This window comes from Kineosporia mesophila (assembly GCF_021129235.1).
Taxonomy (GTDB): domain Bacteria; phylum Actinomycetota; class Actinomycetes; order Actinomycetales; family Kineosporiaceae; genus Kineosporia; species Kineosporia mesophila.
This window is the reverse complement of sequence record NZ_JAJOMA010000002.1, coordinates 403531-420807: the sequence shown is the minus strand read 5'-3', so window position 1 is coordinate 420807 and position 17277 is coordinate 403531. Positions and strand designations below refer to the sequence as shown.

The window sequence follows — 17277 nt, the reverse complement described above, 5'->3', positions numbered from 1 at the left end:
GGCCGACGATGTCGTGGACGCCCACCAGCCGGGCCGCAGCCTCGCCGATGCGGGCCTTGTCGCCGCGGCGACCGGCGCTGCGGTAGCGGATGGGCAGGTCATAGCTGATCGTCGTGGCCACGGCCCCGCCCCGGGTGCGGGTGACCAGTTGCTGGTCGTGCAGGTAGTTGAGGTCACGGCGGATCGTCGAGGCGGAGACGTCGAGCTGCCGGGCGACCGCCACGGCGTCCACGTGCCCGGCCTCACCCATCAGGTCGAGCAGCGCGCTGAGCCTTGCGTGGCGGTTCAAGCTGCCTCCAGCTGATGAGGTGAGCACTTATGCATCATTTTGCTCGTTATTGCTCATAGAAACCATTGAGTGAGCTGAATTGAGCGCTTTACCGTTACGGCGATCCCGAAATGCCCCACTCCTTGAGGAGCTGCACGGTGTTGAAAAAGCGCGGACGAAGTCTCAGCGGGCGGATCGTTGCCCTCACCATCGCCCTGGGGGCGAGCCTGTTCGTCGCCCAGCAGCCCGCCTCGGCGGCGGCCACCGACCTGGAGCAGAAGGTCGGCATCCCCGCCTACATCCCGACCAGTGACACAGCGGCCTGGAACGCGCTCAAGACCTCGGGCGCCGCGCTCGGTTTCGCGGTGGCGAACGTGTCCAACGGGCCCGGTTCCTCGACCGCCGACGCCGGCTGGGCCTCGGCGATCTCCGGCGTGCACGCGGCCGGCACGAAGGTGCTCGGGTACGTGGACACCGGCTACTTCGGTGTCACCGACCCGGCCCGTAAGACCCGGCTGGGCGAGAGCACGAAGACCGCCTGGCTGGTGCAGGCCGAGCAGGACATCGACCGCTGGTACAGCGTGTACGGCGCCTCGGTCGACGGCATCTTCTTCGACGACGGCCTGAACACCTGCGGACCGACCAGCGGCAGCAACGAGTACGCCGACCTGTACGCCCAGCTCGACCAGTACGTGCACGACAACCACCCGGGGGCGCTGACCGTGGTCAACCCGGGCGTGGCGGTGCCGCAGTGCTACGAGGACTCGGCCGATGTGCTGCTCACCTTCGAGGGCACCTACACCGACTTCCTGGCCACCACCCGCCCCTCGCAGTACCAGACCGCGCAGTGGCAGCTCGACGGTGACCCGAACCAGTTCCTCGAGCTGATCTACGACGTGCCGACCACCACGGCCCTCCAGCAGGTGATCACCCGGTCCAAGGCCGACAACGCCGGGTACGTCTACGTCACCCCCGACACCCTGCCCAACCCGTGGGACACCGTTCCCGCAACCGCCTACTGGCAGGCGGAACTCGCAGCCACCCAGGTCACGGCCACCACCACGCCGGCCACCCCGGCCAAACCGTCGGCCACCGCACTCAAGGGCACCTCACTGACGCTGTCCTGGGCCTCCAGCACCTCGTCCGGCGTGGCCGGGTACGACGTGTACCAGGGCAGCACCAAGATCGGCTCGGTCGCCAACGGCACCCCGGCCAACACCCAGTTCGACGTCACCGGCCTGAAACCTGCCACCACGTACTCGTTCACGGTGAAGGCCCGGCACTACGACGCGAGCGTGAGCGCGGCCGGCCCGGCCCTGTCGGTCGCCACTCCCGCGAGCGGCACCACCTTGCCCGGAGCTCCCGGCGGCGTCACGGCCACCCAGACCAAGTCCACCAGCACCCAGCTCACCTGGACCTACCCGAAGTCCGGGAACGGCGGCGCCATCACCCGTTTCCGCATCTACGACGGCTCCGCCCTGATCCTCGACGTGCCCGACAGCGTGCTCTCGGTGCACATCGGTGACCTCGACCCGGGCACGACCCACAGCTTCACGGTCAAGGCGGTGGACGCGAGTGGCTCGGTCTCGGCGGCCTCCACCGCGGTCGCGGTGACCACCACCAACCCGACCCCGATCACCGCCCCGGCGGTCACGCACGGCAGCACCACCACGACCCTCTCGGCGTCGTTCAACCTGCCGTACGGTTTCCAGCACGTGTTCGTCGACACCGACGGCAGCGCCACCACCGGCTACTACATCAACGGCATCGGCACCGAGTACATGATCGAGACCAGCAGCGCGGCCGTGACCCTGTACCGCCACGCGGGGGCCGTCGGTGACTGGAACTGGACCTCGGTCCTGACCCCCGGCCTCACCACGGCGGCCAACAGCACCGGCACCACCTACACCTGGTCGGTCCCGAGCTCGACGTTCGGCTCGGCCACCCAGTTGTCCGTGGTGTTCAACGGCAGCGGGGCCTACTCCGACTACAACACCGCGGCGGTGACCGGCTGAGCCAGGGTGGGACCGGGCCCCGGTTCCGGTCCCACCCCCGCCGGAACGGCCTTCGCCGGTCCCCAGCGCGGCGATCCAGCGAACCCAACCGCGGTACACAGCAATTCACCAGGGGCGGCATCATCTCCGCCGCTGCCGAACATGACCACGTCGCTGATCACCGGGTCGCTCGGCTGCTCGCCCTCCCGACGAGAAGAGCTGCGAGGCAGAGCATCCCCGCGCTGACGGCCAGCGAGGTGTGCACGCCGACCACGGCGCCGAGGGCCCCGACGGTGAAGCCGCTGCCCAGGCGCAAGCCGCTGGACGACATCCCGTACAGGCCCAGGACCCGACCGCGCCGGTCCTGGGGTGCACGCAGTTGCACCACGGTCTGGGCGGTGGAGGTGGCCACCAGGTTCGCGACCCCGCTCACGACGAGCATGACCAGGGCCAGGGGGTAGAGGCTGGTGACGGCGAAGACCAGGGTGCTCGCGCCGTACAGCACGGTCGCGATCACGGCCGCCGGCACGCTGGCACCGATCCAGCCGGTGGCCTCCAGCACCAGCCCGCCCACCACCCCGCCGATACCGGCCGCGAAGAGCAGCACGCCGTAAGTCAGGCCCGTGTCACCGGCTCCCAGGTCCTGGGCGAAGACCGGCATCGTCGACTGCAGCGATGCCCCGACGAAGAACGCGCCCAGACCGGCCAGGAGGATCATGCCGACGAGCAGCCGGTCACCCCTCACCTCGCCCAGCACACGGAAGGTGTCGCGGAACCCCGGACGCACCGGAGCCGGACCCACCGTCCGTTGGTGCCCGGTGTAGCGCGTGCGGAAGAGGAACAGGGTCAGGGGTAGGTAGATCGCGATGTTGGCGAAGATGCCGCCGGTGGGGCCCAGCCCGAGCAGCAGGAGTGAGCCGACCGCGGGCCCGCACAGCACCCCGAGGCTCTTGAAGGTGGCGTTCAGGCGCACCGCGCTGGGCAGGGCCTCCCGGCCGACGAAATCGTGCAGCATCATCTGCTCGGCCGGCCCCCACAGCACCCCGGCGCAGCCGTGCAGCACCAGCAGCACGCAGGCGTGCCAGATCTGCAGCGTGCCGGTCAGGAACAGCACACCCCAGGAGGCCGAGACCAGCATGAACAGCACCTGACCGGCCTGGATCACGCGACGACAGTCGTAGCGGTCGGCCAGCGCGCCGGAGGCCAGCGAGAACAGCAGGAACGGGAGCCAGTGGCTGATGACCTGGAACCCGGCCAGGAGTGGGGAATGGAACTTTCCCCACAGCACCCAGTACGTGATGACGTGCTCGATGTTGTCGGCCATCATCGCGAGCGCGCCGCCGATGAGGTAGGTGCGCACGTCTGGGGCACGGAGGGCAGCGAACTTCCCGATGGTCGGCACCGGCACATTCTCGTCTTCCCCCCGGTACGAGATCACGACGGGTCAGGAATCAAGAAGCGGCACCTCGCCCTGCGCTCCTACCGTGATCACAGCATCCACCGACGAACGGAGCCACCGAGATGAAGACCATGACCTGCCGGCAGCTGGGTGGGCCCTGCGACCAGGCACACGTCGGCAAGGACGCCAATGTGGTCATCAAAGCGCAGGACGCTCACCTGAAGGAGGTTGTCACCGCGGGTGACACCGCGCACGTGCCGGCCTGGAAGGAGATGCAGGGCCGGTGGAAGCACCCGATCGCCGGTATGGGGTGGTACCGCCAGGCCAAGCGCGACTTCGCCGCCCTCCCGGAGAACTGATCAGCGCAGGGAGTGCAGCCGGCCCGGATCTGCTCCACCGGCGTGGCGAGTTGTTCCGGAGCTCGGATCACCGGTCCTTCGGTCGCACGTCCTTCCGGCGCTACGACAGCAGTCGCCGGACGGCCGCACTCCTCTTCCCACCTGCGCGGTAGGACTCAAGGGGCGCGAGGGCCTGGATACTGCCAGGATCCGTGACCGATATGAGTACTTCGGACAGGAGCGACAGTGAAGATCACTTTTGATATTCCGGCGGCGGGTGCCGGTGGCAGCGTGGATGTGCCTGTAGACGTGAACTGGGTGAGCGTGCCGCGGGTGGGCGACACGGTCCTGGGCGTTCCGGGCCAGCCGGGGACGTGGACGGTTTCGGGGGTTGCGTGGGTCATTACTGATGCTGAGCCCATCGTGACACTGGTGGCTCAGCACTGACCGGCGCCATTTGGGCCAAGCATGGCTCCGGGATGATGAGGGCGCTGCGTCTGAGGGTGCGTCCGTCCCGCCTCCGGCCTGGCGGCGCTTGACCATGGCCCCCGCCGGTGGATAAACCCGCAGCAGCCGGGGTATCACCATTCGTCGGCGGCGTTGAGCTGACGGTTGCCGACGCGGCTGAGCCGATGACGAGTCTTGCTGGCGGACCGGAACAGACCGGAAGCGGCGCGGTGCCGATGTCGATGCGCGGTTGTTCCACTACCGCGACCGTGACGGAGCCGAAGTGGACCTCGTGCTGGAAGCCAAGGAGGCCGCGTCATCGGCATCGAGGTCAAGGCTGCTTCCAGCATCAGCAGCCGTGACGTCAGATGGCTCGCGCAGATGCGTGATCGCCTCGGCGGCCGGCTCGTCGCGGGATTCGTTCTGCACACCGGCCCGACCACGGCACCGTTCGGAGATCGCATCGTAGCCTTCCCCCTGTCCGCCCTGTGGACGCCGTGAGCACACCCCCATTGATCTGCCCCTCACTTCCTGGACGACGCACGGGACATCCGCGACCCCACCCAGCGCCGTCGACCGCCTCTGTTCGATGAGGCGCAGGCCCCACTGGCCTGAGGTCCCCTGCAAGCCAACCAGAATGATGGGGGACGGGGTCGGCACCGGTGCCGACCCCGTCCCCCATTGGTTCATGCCCGGCTGGGGTCACCCCGCGGTCAGCCAGGTCCTGCCCTCGGCGGCAATTCCTTCCAGCAGGTGGATGGTCTGATGCAGACCGGCTGCCTCAGCTGATATCTCGGCGACGTCGTCCGCGATACCCGGGGTCTCGTCTTCGGCGACGATCGCATATTCGTCCGAGTTACCATCCATCCTGCGTAGTTTCAGGATGCGACCGTTTCCCGGAGTGGTCTCGACCCGGAACGAGCAGATGGTGTCGTAGCGAAAGTTCTCCCGCGCATCGTTGCTCAATCGCCCGGTGGCGAACTCGAGCTTCGTCATGACCTGCCGAATGCCGTCGCCGCTGAGCAGGAACATCGTCAGGCTGTAGTGCTGATGACGCCACGGGCCACTGGAGACCCGCGCACGGCTGTGCGCCTGATTGCCCTTGTCCGGCGACTCGAGGATGGCGTGTGACAGGACCTGGCGCGGCTCCAGCTTGTAGTGGGTCAGCGCCCGATCGATCAGGAGTACCCGGTCGGCGCTGAGCCATTCAGCCATCTCGTCCTCTTCCGGCCGATCGCAAAGCCGGTCCCGCCATTCTTGGAACTTCTCGAAGTCCAGCCGGTATTGCTCCTGCGAACGCTGGCGAAGGTAGTGGGCCTCTCGCTCGTTCCCCACGATCCTCAGACCCAGACGCACCGTCAGATAACCGAACAGCGCGATCAGCGGCAGCACCTGCACAGCGGACCAGGCATCCGCACTCAGCGCTCCTCCGAGAAGGGTGAGACCGGTCGCCACAGCAACCACCCCACCGACCGCAATGCCCAGTGCGGTCATCGGAACAGCAGCGAGTTCCGGGCCAAGCCCGGCCGGGTTTCCGGAGCGGGCGATAGCGATGATCTGGCGTGCGCGGTAGCGGATCAGCCAGCGAATCGGACCGGTGTGCATCCGCCCGTTTTCGGGATAGGTCAAAGACAGTTCCCAAGCCACGGCGTCACGAAGGGGTTTCGTCGCGTCCATGACTCCCTTCACATCCAGGAGCTCTTCCTTGGCGTAACGCTTGCAGTACATCCCGAGCGGGCCTGCGAGATGGATGGGAGGCGTTTCGAGCGGGGGGCGGAGCACCGAAGCCCGGACGCTCACGCGCCGGTGGGCCGAGCGGTCACAGATCAGGAAGACGCACGTACCGGCTGCGATCAGGGCGACCACGAACCAGAGGACGCTGAGGACGCCGGTGACCAGCTGGATCAGGAAGGCCATCGTCATCAGCGAACTGGCCACCAGACCCCCCGCTGCCAGGACGTGCGGGCGGAACTCGCGTACCGGCGCCTTAACGGGCTCAAGGGGATTGGGATGGAAAAATTTCCAGGCCCGGTCCACCCTGCCCTGGTTCTTCTGGTCCGCTTGGGCCTGCTTGACACTCCGTTTCCAGAGGGCGTCCTTGGCCCGCCCGTCCACCACGAACTCGAGGTGCCGCACGATGGGACGACGCCACTGCTCGCCGATCTCGTCCAGACGATCGAACAGAGCATCGACGTCGTCCCGGCCACCGGCGTCGAGATCGACCAGGTCCAGCACCAGATGTGCCGCCAGATCAATCGGACCCGGCGATCCGTTGTGCAGCAGATCGCTTTCGGCGCCTTTCAGGCGCTGCCGTTCATGCTCGGACAGTTGCTCCAGGCTGCGGCCGCTCAGGAGTGCGAGGACGAAGTAGAAGCACACCTCGCCGCCCCGCAGACCTCCCTCGATCGCCTCATCGATGCGGCTACGTGCCCTGTCGACGATACCGCTACTCAAATTGCGTTTTCCGAGGTCCAGGAGCTCCGCCGACGTCGGCGCCTTCGACGCATTGAAGTACACGTCACCGTGCGAAACCCCGATCAGCAGCTCGACGTCGTTGTTGTCACCGAATTCCTGGTTCGCCGTGCCGCCGGGAGGGTTCATGAGGTCATCCTGTTGATCGAGGAGATGATTCGGCCCACGTGATCGCTGAGATCGGCCACTCCCCCGACGATGCCCAGCAGCTTGCCCAGTACCCACAGAGCGGCCCCCTGCTGCTGCGAATCTTTCGGGGGCACCATCGCTGCGGCATCGTCCAGATGCTGCGCGGCCTCCCGGTGCTCGTCCGCGCTGATCCGGCCGTCGGACAGCGCTCCTTCCAGCAACCGGCGCACCTGTGCCAGCTCGGCGCGCAGCGACTCCTCGGCCTGGTCGCGTTCCTTTCCGAAGAAAAGGTTTCCGTGGCTGATACCGACCATGTTCCCGATCCGGTTGTTGTCCCGGATCGTCTGATGAACGACGGGCTGATGCTGCATGGAACTGTCCCCCTGCTGGTCGACCGTTGTACTGGTTGCGGTTTCGCTGATCGGGCGCGCAGCCAGCTCCTCCGCCAGAAGCACGGCGAAGGCCGCGGCTGCCGACGCTGCCTGCTGCTGGGTGTCGCCCTTGTCGGTCGTGTACTTGGTACCGTCCGCCCGGTCGCTGATCCCCCGGACCACCATGAACGGCACGCTGTTGGTGTGCGCGGCCCGGGCCACCCCCGCACCTTCCATCTCGATGGCCAGGGCGTCGTTGTGCTGCCGCAGGAGCCGCTGGGCGATGTCCGAGGTCCGGGAGTCGAGCACCACCTCACCCGAGACGATGTGGCCGAACCGGACCCGTCCGGACGGCGAGGGCCGATGCTCCTGCCAGAGGGCTCCCTCGCTCAGGCTCTGCGCGAACTGCTGCTCGGCGTGCGGCGCCTGCCAGGAACGCGGACGTGACCAGAACCCCTCGTCCTGACTCAAACCACCCCCGTAAGCCGTGATCTGATCGGCGACCACGACGTCCCCCAATTCGATGTGCGGCTGCAGCGCACCGGCGATCCCGCTGAAAATGATCAGATCGGGCGAGAATCGAGCGATCGCCAGCTGCGCGGTCGCGCTCGCGCCGGTGTTGCCCGGACCGGTCTGGGCCAGAAGCGCTCTGCGGCGGCCGCGACGGGTGAGGCCCTGGACGAAGCGGGTACCGCGATCGGTCACATCACGCCGGTCGGTCAGATGCTCCAGCACAGCTCGGCGTTCCACATCGATGGCGGTCAGGAACAGGATCGGGCGGTTCATGCTTCGCTCCTCGGTCGGGCCAGGGAATCGCGGACCATGGGTGGTTGCAGTGATGTGCTCGGGCCGGCCCGGTAGAGGCGGGCGGGGCGGCCGGAGGCCCCTTGACGTACGGGACCGGCCGGAACGACAAAGCCTTCCGCTCGTCTGAGTTTTCGGTAGAAATTGCGGGTGTCCAGGGGCATGCCCCAGACCGCTTCGTAGACGCCTTGCAGCTCGCTCAGGCTGAAGGGCGACGAGCAGAACGTCGTGGCCAGGGTGGTGGTCTCCAGCATCCGCCGGGCCCTTTCCACACCGTCGGACACGATGTCGCGGTGATCGAAGGCGAGCCGTAACGACCCCCCGAGTACCGCGGCCACCGGATGCCATCGAGCACCCATCGCGTCGGTGCCGGCCTCGGGATCCCCGAGGCGGGGAACAATGGCCAGGTAGGCCATCGACACCACACGCCCCCGCGGATCTCGCTCCGGCCCGGAATAGACCCCCAGCAGTTCCAGGTGCACGGAGTCCAGATCGATGGACGTCTCTTCCCGCAGCTCACGCCGGGCCGCAGTGACGAGTTCCTCGCGATCATGACTGAGAAACCCGCCCGGCAGCGCCTGCTGCCCCATCATCGGCTCGATCCCTCGCTCGATCAGCAGCAGACACAAGTCGGCCCCTCGCAGGGTGAGAACGACCAGGTCAACAGCAATCAGGACTGATGGGGGCACCCATTCCGGCTCGGACATAGCAACCAAACTAGATAACTGTCCGTCGGACAGAAATAGCTACTCGCCGGGACTGCCCGAACAGGCGACAGGCGTGGCGCGGGGGTTTCGAAGTGCCGTCGGCGGGCGGTATGTGCCGATGGCCGACGACTCGGGACCCGCAGGCCTTCAAGTCGCGACACCTGTGCGCGACCCACCGATCACTGCGACAGCGCCCCGGACCGGAGTCCGGCGAAACGGCTTCGGGCCCGGATCACCTCTACGCTGGGGCACTGACCGACCTCGTGAGAGCCAGCCGGACACAGCCGCACGGTAGTAAGACCTTGCCTAGCCCCTGCCCCCACGTTGAACGACCGTTTCCTGCTTCATCAGGCTCCGCAGCGCCTTGCGACTGTCGGAGCCGTCAGGCCCAGTGCAGCGGCGAGTCCACCGACCGTTGTCGACGGCTCCTGAAAAGTTCAGCGACCGTTGACACCCTCAGTCGTGCCCGCGATCGAAGCCCCGAACAGACCACGGGAAGAACCGCTCTCCCCATAGCCACCGAGATGTTTGCGGCAGACAAATCAGCAGACCGCTAACCAGGTTGCGTTGATCCCGAGGGCCTGCCAGCGCAGTAGGGGCCTGGCTTGGTGATGCGGCCGATCGGCCCCACTTGTTCATGTGGCCGTTCGGCCACTTTTATAAAAGTTGTCGAACGCCTACACTTGAGCATGGGGAAAGCGGCCACATCTACAGAAGAGGTGAGCGTTGCGCGTCACTACTGTACGAGACCTTGGTGCGCTGGTACGCGCTGCTCGGCAGACCCAGGGAATGACTCAGGCCGACCTCGCTGCCCGTCTGGGCGTTGGTCGTGAATGGGTTGTGCGCCTTGAGAGCGGCCAGCCTCGCGTAGAGGCACAGAAAGTCCTGGACACCCTGGTCGTCCTCGGCTTGGGTCTAGATGTTGAGCAGCCGTCTGCCCCTGGCAAGGAGATAGCGTCCCGATCTGGCGTGCGGAAAGGGACTTCTGCTCGCAAGGCACCTACGAAGAAGACCCCTGAGAAAAAGACATCCCTGCCCGGGAGGGCTCCTGTCCGGAGCAGGAAGCCAGGTTCTGCGGCTGATGCTGCAGCGAGTCCCTCTTCCGGTGCGAGTAGGGCAGGCGTAGGCAAGGTGGCCGCGAAAGCGGCACCGACGGGTCGTTCTACCGGTATCAAGAACAGGGGCGACGTGGACCCGTTTGAATCGCTGTTCTCAAAGCTGACGTGATGGCAGGGCCTCAGCAACTGCATGTCTTTCTCGACGGTGTGCCCATCGGAGAGGTGAGTAGAACGCCGCACGGGGCTCTGTCCTTCACCTATGACGAGGAGTACCGGACTACTTCGGATGCGACTCCACTGTCCCTGTCCATGCCGCTGATGGCAGACACACACTCGAATAGGGTTGTCAGTGCCTACCTGGATGGGCTTTTGCCTGACTCGGACACGGCCCGTGAGCGATGGGCCCAGCAGTACGGGGCCAACCCGAGGAACCCTTTCTCGCTTCTGCATCATGTCGGCCGTGACGCTGCGGGGGCAGTGCAGATCCTGCCGCCCGAGGAAGATCCTTCCGACTCGGCCACGCGCACCGGCGACATTGAATGGCTCAGCGAAGACGACTTCGCCCAGATCGCACGTGAGCTGGCGGCGCACGGCGAAGCCTGGGATCCAGGCCGATTCGGTGGGCGATGGAGTCTGGCTGGCGCACAGCCGAAGATTGCACTCTTCCAGGACCCGCAAAGCCTTGCGTGGGGGATCCCCCACGACTCGACCCCCACCAACCGCATCATCAAGCCCGCACTACGCGCCTACAAGCGTCACCATGTCAACGAGGCACTGTGCCAGCGCGCTGCCCGCGAGGCGGGACTCCTGGCAGCTGGCGTGGAGCTGATCGAGATCGCTGGCGTCCAGGCTCTGAGCTCGCACCGCTACGACCGCACTCAGGATGCTGATGGCATCTGGCACCGGATCCATCAAGAAGATCTCTGCCAGGCGTTGTCGGTCCACCCCATCTCGAAGTACCAGAAGGACAATGGCCCAGGCGTGGCCAAGATCGGGAAGTTGCTCGAGCGTCTGTCATTCGAGGATCGGGCCGTTTCGGTGGAGCGGTTCTTCAAGGGCCTTGTCTTCAATGTCTTGATCGGTGGTACCGACGCGCACGCCAAGAACTATTCGCTCGTCCTGATCGGGAACAGGGCCCAGATCGGGCCGCTTTACGATGTCGCTTCCGCAGCCTGCTACCCACAGCCCACGCGCCTGGATTCGGCGATGAAGATCGGCGGTCATTACACGTTTCTCGAGATCACTGATGCCGACTGGAGACAGGTGGGCAAGCAACTGGGTGTCGCTGGCGACCAGGCGATCACCTGGGTCGAGGAACTGCGCCAGAAACTGCCGGCGGCTCTGAAGCGCGCCGCTGGCTCCCTGCCCGCTGATGTGATCGAAGAGGCCAACGCGATGGCCGAACGCATCAGCGAGCACGTCGTGGGAACCTGGCGCCCCGACCAAGTGGTGACCAGCACTACCGCTTCCCGGCCGACGTACTGACGGGAAGGACCGGCTGAAAGGTGAAGTCTCCCAGGAGAATGGACACCGAGCCAGCAGGATCACGGATCTTGCCGGGAGGATGTCACAAGACCACCATTACAACGAAGTTCCGGCCACCACCGCGGGAAAACCTGCGTTCCGAGCCGCCTCCTGAGCGACCCGCACGAATGCCGCCACAGCCGTCGAACGCGACGCCGCCGGCCAGACCACGCTCAGCGTCACCGGTTCCGCTCCCTCCAGGGGGCGGTAGGCGATCCCCGGCCGGGGCGTGCGCTCGGCCAGCCAGGCCGGCAGGAACCAGACCGCACTGCCCACCTCGATCAGGTTGAAGATCTGGGAGAGATCCAGCGGCCGGTACTGCCCGCCCGTCGTTCCTGAGAACCACTGCTCGGCCGGCATCCCGTTCGGCAGGAGCCGCCCGGCCAGGTCGGACAGCCGCAGGCTCGTGCGCGCGGCCAGCGGGTCGGACGCCGCCAGGGCCACCACCCGTGGACCGGTGATCAGAGGCTCACTGTCCAGCCCGCGTCCGTCGAATGTCGTCGCCACCAGCGCCACGTCGGCGCGCCCCTCGCGCAACGCCACGATCTGCTCGAGGTACCCGCCCAGCACCAGCTCGACCGGCAGCGCATCGTAGGCGTCGAGAATCCCCGGCAGCAGTCCGGCGTCGTAGTCGGCCTTCAGCGCCAGCCGCAGGGCGGGCCGGCCCGTGCCCACGCGCCGGGCCCGGTTCCCGGCCGCCGCCACCGCGTCCAGGGCGACCCGCGCGTCCTCAAGCAGTGTTCTTCCCGCCGGGGTGAGGGACACCTGACGGGTGGTGCGCACCAGTAACTGCACGCCGAGCTGCCGCTCCAGCTCGCGGATCGCCCGGGACAACGGCGGCTGCGCCATGCCCAGACGCGCGGCGGCCCGCCCGAAATGCTCCTCCTCGGCCACCGCCACGAAGTACCGCAGCTGCCGGGTCTCGAGGTGACTCATATCGCTACGGTATCAATCGAGAGCGAGACGGTCCTTCCGACAAGCGCCCCGGCCGCCCTTGACTACACCCATGAGCGAATCTCTGAACGGCAAGGTCGTCATCGTCACCGGAGCCTCCTCCGGCATCGGCGAGGCCACGGCCCGGCTCCTGCACCAGGCCGGGGCCCACCCCGTCCTGGCCGCCCGCCGCGCCGACCGGCTCGAGACCCTGAGCAAGGAACTGGGCGGAGCGCTCGCCGTCGCCACCGACGTGACCGTCCCGGAACAGGTCCAGGCGCTCGTGCAGGCCACGATCGACCGGTACGGACGCGTGGACGCCCTGGTCAACAACGCCGGAGCCGGGGCCGCCCACCCCATCGACGGCATCGAGCCGGCGGCCTTCCTGGACATGCTGAACCTGAACGTGGTGAGTGTCGTGACCGCCGTCCAGGCCGTGCTGCCGCACATGAAAGCGGCCGGTGGCGGGCGCATCGTCAACGTCAGCTCGGGCGCCACCCTGAGGCCGATGGCCGGCAACGCGATCTACCCCGCTTCCAAGGCCGCGGTGAACTGGCTGAGCCAGGTGGCCCGGATGGAACTGGAGGGAGACAACATTCAGGTCACCCTGCTGCTGCCGTCGGTCACGGACACCGAATTCTTCGACAAGAGCCAGTTTCCGCCCGGCGTTGTTCCGCACTCGGCCGAATACGCAGGCCGGGTAGTACTTCGGGCCCTGCGCACCGGCGAGGAGCGCATCGAGATCCCGTTCGGCCCCGAGCAGCCCGACTTTCCCGAGGCAGGTTGACGGGCGGCGTCCTGCACCGTGTTCTCCGGTCCCGGAACGACCCTAGCGCCGGGCGCTCTCACCGGCCGGACGCGGAAAGGGCACGGACTCATCCGTCACGGCGAGCGCGGTCTGCGCATACTGCGCCGCCGTCAGAGGACGGGAGAACAGATATCCTTGCCCGTAACGGATTCCCAGGGACATCAGCTGATCTCGTTGCTCGGGGGTCTCGATACCCTCGGCCAGGATCTCCAGATCCAGGGCCACCGCCATGGCATTCACCGCGCCGACCAGGTGTACCTGGCCCGCGTCCAGCGGAGTCACCACCGAACGGTCGAGTTTCAGCACCTTGATCGGGAACCGGTGCAGGTATTCCAGGGACGTGTAGCCGGTTCCGTAGTCGTCCAGATAGACGCGTACCCCAGCGGCGTCGAGTACGCCCAGCGTGTGCTGGGCCGGGGAGTCCGTCGACAACTGGTCGTGCTCGGTAATTTCCAGATGCAGCACGGAGGTCGGGAGAGACAGCACGGCCAGGGCGGCGAGCACACGATCGGCCAGGCGCGCGTCCTCCAGACTGTCGCGGGTCAGATTGACACTGACCGGCAGCATCGGCAGTCCTTGATCCCGCCACTGTGCCAGCTGGGTCAGTACGTCATTCAGGACGACCGCGTCCAGCTCCGTGTCGAGATGGTTACTGTTGACGAGACCGAGGAAGGCGTCGGGGCTCAGAAGACCGTGCTCAGGATGCATCCAGCGGACGAGGGCCTCGGCGCCGATCACCCGGCCCGAGTGGAGTTCGACTAGCGGTTGGTAACGGATCTCGAGCCGCCCGACGTCGAAGGTCTCATGGCCCAGCAACTGCCGGACCTGACTGCTGAGGGTGAACCGCCGGGCGACCTCGGCCCGCATCGCCGGGTGAAAGGCCAGGGCTCGACCGCCGCCGGCTGCCTTGGCCGCGTACATGGCTACGTCGGCGTGGGTCAGCAGTTCAGCGAGGGTCGCATCGGACGTGGCGTCGGCCGTACCCACGCTGGCGCCGGTGCGTAACACCAGGTCCCCGACCACCGCCGGCTCGCGCAGCGACTGCAGAAATCTCTCCGCCACGACGGGAGCCAGATGTGGCTGCGTGAGTACGACGAATTCGTCGCCTCCTAACCGGGCCGCCAGACCCGAGGTTCCGGTGGCCCGGACCAGCCGGTCGCGAAGAAGCAGCAACAGAGCGTCACCCACATTGTGCCCGTGCGTGTCGTTCACCTGCTTGAACTCGTCGAGGTCGATCAGCAGCAGGCTCAGCCCACCGGCCCGCGGGGCTTCGTCGAAGGCCCGGTCGAGACCACGCCGGTTGGCCAGACCGGTCAGGGGGTCGTGCTCGGCCAGGTATTCGCTGGACCGCAGGCCGTCGCTGCCGCGCAGGAGACACAGCCCGGCGATGATCGCACCGGCGGCCGGGATCGCCCACGGGGGAAGATTGCGTGATCCGGTGACATCGGCCGCCCAGGCAACCCCTGAGGGGACGAGGACCAGCGGCAGCAGGCCCAGTAGAGCGGTCGACGGGGGCCTTCGCTGGGTGAAGGTATCTGCACTGAAAGCCCGGGCCATGGACGGATGCAGAGCCGCGATACCGAACAGCAGCATGAACACCACGGCCAGGATCTGGCTGGGTTCGCCGGGCAGGGCCAGGCGCCTGCCCTGCACGGCCGAAAGGAGGTCGTACACGATGGCCAGGAAAGAGGCCACGAGGACCAGGACGTTACTGGGACCCAGTGCCCGGCGGGACACCGCGAAGCGCACCAGCATGCTGAGCAGGGCCACATCCACACTGGCGACGGCGACGGCGGTCCAGTTCCTGCTCTCGCTCGTTCCGGCCGCCACGATCTGGGCGCCCACCAGGAAGGTGACGGTCGCGATGATGATCAGGTCCAGGCCGGCCGTCAGGGACCGCGTGACCGGCCGTTTCCCGGACACGACAGCATTGACGGTCACCCCGGTCGCGACTGCCTGACCGGCCCAGACCGCAGCGACCGCGAGAGACGAGATGTGCCCCTGAACATGGACGAGAACGGCGCTGAGCGCCCAGAAGGCGAGCATCAGCGCGAGCAGGGGCCAGGACGCCGAGCCGGGGCGGTGGCGCACCACGCCGAGCACGATCAGGCCGACGGACAGCGTTCCGGCGCATCCGGTCGAGACTGAGCGCAGTCCGGGCTCGGCCACCAGCACCGCGGCCACGACCGCAGTGGCGGCCAGCATCAGCCACGCGGTGCCGCCCCTGGGGGTATCGGGGCCGAAGGTCACCCTTTCGTGTCGTTCTCAGATGTCGCGACCTTGAGCATCAAAGGTGGGGGAGCACGAAGACGGGTCGACCGCGGACCCCGGACACGTCGTCACGAAGAAATCGGAAGACCGCCGATGTGTCTCCTGCGTCGGGCGAGAAGGCCATCGCCTGTGACGACCCGGGATCCGGCCGGCGTACTGGACATCCATCTCGCCGCGACCATATTGCTGACGGACGTCCACTCCTGATCGGCCTGCTCCCGCCTCGGTGTCGTTCACCACCGACATCGCCTGCATGTCCGGTCCCGCGCTGAGCATCCTGCTCGCCTCTGGTGTGCCTGCCGACCGGCCTGGCCGACCTCTGGTACCGGCCGTTCCCGGTGGCCTCCTCGGCTCGGCGATCTCCGGCCGGTCACCCGAAAAGGCACAGCAGAGGACGCGTCACACCACCGGTCCGGCACCCTCGGGCACCGGACCGGCCGACTCGTGGAGCATGTTCAGGCCGTCACCCAGGGAGTCGGTCCCCCGAGAGCCAGGTAGGCCAGGGGCACGCTGGCGAAGGTCATGATCCAGGTGACCACTTCCTCGGCCGGCCCCCCGGTATTCAACTTGAAGCCCATCCGTTTCTTGTTGCCCATCAGGGTGAGGATCCCGAACGGGATGCCGCCCCAGAAGAAGTCCACCGCCAGGTGGGAGCCCCACGCGGCCGCGGCGGCGATGACGAACCAGTCCAGGTCGTCACCGGCGACCACCGTCAGCAGGTAGAGCACTCCGGCGACGAGTTCCGGCATGTGGGTGGGCCCGCGGTGCCCGCCCGGGATGATCTTCGCCATCACCCCGCCCTGGTCGGAGTCCGGCGACCAGTCGTCTGCGCACATGCTGGAGGCGACGATGGCGCCGGCCACGACGTGCTGCCAGCTCAGTGCTTGTTCGCCGAGGAATCGTTCAGCAGTGCAGACGCTGAGCCAGGTGGCTTGTGCGGCGGCTTGATGGCCGAGCCTGTTCATGTGGTGCGGGGTCTCCGTTCACGAGCGGCCCCTCCTTGATCAAGAAGGGACAGCTAGTGCACCAGATGAACCTTTTGCTCCTTCACTCGGGCATCAACAGCACCGGCAGGTTCAGCGGGCCACGCATCATGCCCGCCGGGATCCAGCGCACCTCATCTTGCGGGACCCCCGGGCGCAGATCCGGAAATCGCCTCAGCAGGGCGCGGTGAACGACTCGACCAGGTCCACTTCGCTCCGGCCGGTCAGGGCGTCCAGCAGCCCGTCGGTGATCTCCTGCACCCGCCGGGCCAGTAACTGGGTGCGGCGCGGGCTGAAGGCGGGCGCCACGAGACGGCGCAGCCGGGTGTGATCGGGCGGATCCAGCTGCAGCATCGAACCGCCCAGCCCGACCCCGACCTTGTGCGAGGTGGTACCGGCCCCGGCCGGCAGGGCCTCGGCCGGGGTGACGTCGTGCAGCAGCGCCGGGTGGGTCAGGGCCGCGCGGGCCCCCTCGTAGGAGAACACGCCCCCGACGTCGATGCCCGAGCCGAGCGGCACGCGGTGCACCGGGCTGAGCGCTCTCGGTTCGCCGAAAACTTGCGGGGCACGGGCTTTGACCTCGGGCGGGATGCGGAGAACGGCACGGCGGGATGCGGCTTCACCGGCTTCGAGCTGGGTTATCGAACTCTCCACGAGTCGGGCGGGCCGGCTGGGCGTCGCCCAGCTTCGGCCTGACCGGCCGGTGAGTCCCCCTCCGATTGGCTTCCGGAGCACGTTCATGCCAGGTTTGTACGGTTCACCATGGCTCGG

The 17277-nt window shown here is 67.2% G+C and carries 15 protein-coding genes; 6 read left to right on the top strand and 9 right to left on the bottom strand.

The features are described 5' to 3' along the window. On the bottom strand, window positions 1-289 hold a 289-nt coding region (locus tag LR393_RS04955; protein ID WP_231481954.1), incomplete at its 3' end, for a DeoR family transcriptional regulator. A 137-nt stretch (window positions 290-426) separates the two neighbouring features. Between LR393_RS04955 and LR393_RS04950 the strand changes: the two genes are divergently transcribed. Then, window positions 427-2283: a spherulation-specific family 4 protein gene (locus tag LR393_RS04950; RefSeq protein ID WP_231481953.1), complete on the top strand. Its 1857-nt coding sequence runs from the start codon at window positions 427-429 to the stop codon at window positions 2281-2283. Window positions 2284-2440: 157 nt separating this feature from the next. Here LR393_RS04950 and LR393_RS04945 read toward each other — a convergent pair whose 3' ends face one another. Continuing rightward, window positions 2441-3664 (bottom strand): MFS transporter, encoded by a 1224-nt coding sequence (locus LR393_RS04945; RefSeq protein WP_231481952.1) that lies wholly within the window; start codon window positions 3662-3664, stop codon window positions 2441-2443. Between the two features lie 119 nt (window positions 3665-3783). Here LR393_RS04945 and LR393_RS04940 point away from each other — a divergent pair, with 119 nt between their 5' ends. Both LR393_RS04940 and LR393_RS04935 read left to right on the top strand, forming a co-directional pair. After that, window positions 3784-4020 (top strand): hypothetical protein, encoded by a 237-nt coding sequence (locus LR393_RS04940; RefSeq protein ID WP_231481951.1) that lies wholly within the window; start codon window positions 3784-3786, stop codon window positions 4018-4020. Window positions 4021-4245: 225 nt separating this feature from the next. Then, entirely contained in the window at window positions 4246-4446 is a 201-nt protein-coding gene (locus LR393_RS04935) for a hypothetical protein (protein WP_231481950.1), read from the top strand. A 702-nt stretch (window positions 4447-5148) separates the two neighbouring features. On the opposite strand, the gene LR393_RS04930 is transcribed toward LR393_RS04935, so the two are convergent. Genes LR393_RS04930 through LR393_RS04920 form a run of 3 tightly spaced genes read right to left on the bottom strand, consistent with a single transcriptional unit; the run spans window position 5149 to window position 8929 of the window. After that, entirely contained in the window at window positions 5149-7047 is a 1899-nt protein-coding gene (locus tag LR393_RS04930) for a hypothetical protein (protein WP_231481949.1), read from the bottom strand. After that, complete coding sequence (locus LR393_RS04925) at window positions 7044-8204, bottom strand: 5'-methylthioadenosine/S-adenosylhomocysteine nucleosidase family protein (RefSeq protein WP_231481948.1); 1161 nt, start codon at window positions 8202-8204, stop codon at window positions 7044-7046. The genes LR393_RS04930 and LR393_RS04925 overlap by 4 nt, the downstream gene beginning before the upstream one ends. Next, window positions 8201-8929 carry an NUDIX hydrolase gene (locus tag LR393_RS04920; RefSeq protein WP_231481947.1) on the bottom strand — a complete coding sequence of 243 codons (729 nt, stop codon included), beginning with the start codon at window positions 8927-8929 and terminating at the stop codon, window positions 8201-8203. The genes LR393_RS04925 and LR393_RS04920 overlap by 4 nt, the downstream gene beginning before the upstream one ends. 726 nt (window positions 8930-9655) lie before the next feature. Here LR393_RS04920 and LR393_RS36930 point away from each other — a divergent pair. Both LR393_RS36930 and LR393_RS04915 read left to right on the top strand, forming a co-directional pair. Continuing rightward, window positions 9656-10156, top strand: a complete 501-nt coding sequence (locus tag LR393_RS36930; protein ID WP_345718874.1) for a helix-turn-helix domain-containing protein — start codon at window positions 9656-9658, stop codon at window positions 10154-10156. Next, the gene (locus LR393_RS04915) at window positions 10156-11472 is read left to right on the top strand and encodes a type II toxin-antitoxin system HipA family toxin (RefSeq protein ID WP_231481946.1); all 1317 of its coding nucleotides are present in this window, start codon (window positions 10156-10158) and stop codon (window positions 11470-11472) included. Before LR393_RS36930 ends, LR393_RS04915 begins: the two co-directional genes overlap by 1 nt. Before the next feature lie 96 nt (window positions 11473-11568). Here the strand turns inward: LR393_RS04915 and LR393_RS04910 are convergent, their stop codons facing one another. Beyond that, on the bottom strand, window positions 11569-12447 hold the full coding sequence (locus tag LR393_RS04910) for a LysR family transcriptional regulator (protein WP_269326617.1): 879 nt from the start codon (window positions 12445-12447) through the stop codon (window positions 11569-11571). 70 nt (window positions 12448-12517) lie between these two features. Between LR393_RS04910 and LR393_RS04900 the strand changes: the two genes are divergently transcribed. Continuing rightward, a complete protein-coding gene (locus LR393_RS04900; RefSeq protein WP_231481945.1) occupies window positions 12518-13231 on the top strand; it encodes an SDR family NAD(P)-dependent oxidoreductase in 714 nt (237 codons plus the stop codon). A 42-nt stretch (window positions 13232-13273) separates the two neighbouring features. Here the strand turns inward: LR393_RS04900 and LR393_RS04895 are convergent, their stop codons facing one another. The 3 genes from LR393_RS04895 to LR393_RS04885 form a co-directional block, all read right to left on the bottom strand. Next, window positions 13274-15457 carry a putative bifunctional diguanylate cyclase/phosphodiesterase gene (locus LR393_RS04895; protein WP_231481944.1) on the bottom strand — a complete coding sequence of 728 codons (2184 nt, stop codon included), beginning with the start codon at window positions 15455-15457 and terminating at the stop codon, window positions 13274-13276. Between the two features lie 521 nt (window positions 15458-15978). After that, window positions 15979-16488 carry a hypothetical protein gene (locus tag LR393_RS04890; RefSeq protein ID WP_231481943.1) on the bottom strand — a complete coding sequence of 170 codons (510 nt, stop codon included), beginning with the start codon at window positions 16486-16488 and terminating at the stop codon, window positions 15979-15981. 192 nt (window positions 16489-16680) lie between these two features. Further along, entirely contained in the window at window positions 16681-17025 is a 345-nt protein-coding gene (locus LR393_RS04885; protein WP_231481942.1) for a cytochrome P450, read from the bottom strand. Between the last annotated feature and the right edge of the window lie 252 nt (window positions 17026-17277).

Excerpts from the sequence above, each read along its gene's own strand:
- LR393_RS04940 (WP_231481951.1), top strand. The coding sequence starts at position 3,784 with ATGAAGACCATGACCTGCCGGCAGCTGGGTGGGCCCTGCGACCAGGCA.
- LR393_RS04930 (WP_231481949.1), bottom strand. The coding sequence starts at position 7,047 with ATGAACCCTCCCGGCGGCACGGCGAACCAGGAATTCGGTGACAACAAC.
- LR393_RS04925 (WP_231481948.1), bottom strand. The coding sequence starts at position 8,204 with ATGAACCGCCCGATCCTGTTCCTGACCGCCATCGATGTGGAACGCCGA.
- LR393_RS04920 (WP_231481947.1), bottom strand. The coding sequence starts at position 8,929 with ATGTCCGAGCCGGAATGGGTGCCCCCATCAGTCCTGATTGCTGTTGAC.
- LR393_RS04915 (WP_231481946.1), top strand. The coding sequence starts at position 10,156 with ATGGCAGGGCCTCAGCAACTGCATGTCTTTCTCGACGGTGTGCCCATC.
- LR393_RS04910 (WP_269326617.1), bottom strand. The coding sequence starts at position 12,447 with ATGAGTCACCTCGAGACCCGGCAGCTGCGGTACTTCGTGGCGGTGGCC.
- LR393_RS04900 (WP_231481945.1), top strand. The coding sequence starts at position 12,518 with ATGAGCGAATCTCTGAACGGCAAGGTCGTCATCGTCACCGGAGCCTCC.
- LR393_RS04895 (WP_231481944.1), bottom strand. The coding sequence starts at position 15,457 with ATGCTGGCCGCCACTGCGGTCGTGGCCGCGGTGCTGGTGGCCGAGCCC.
- LR393_RS04890 (WP_231481943.1), bottom strand. The coding sequence starts at position 16,488 with ATGAACAGGCTCGGCCATCAAGCCGCCGCACAAGCCACCTGGCTCAGC.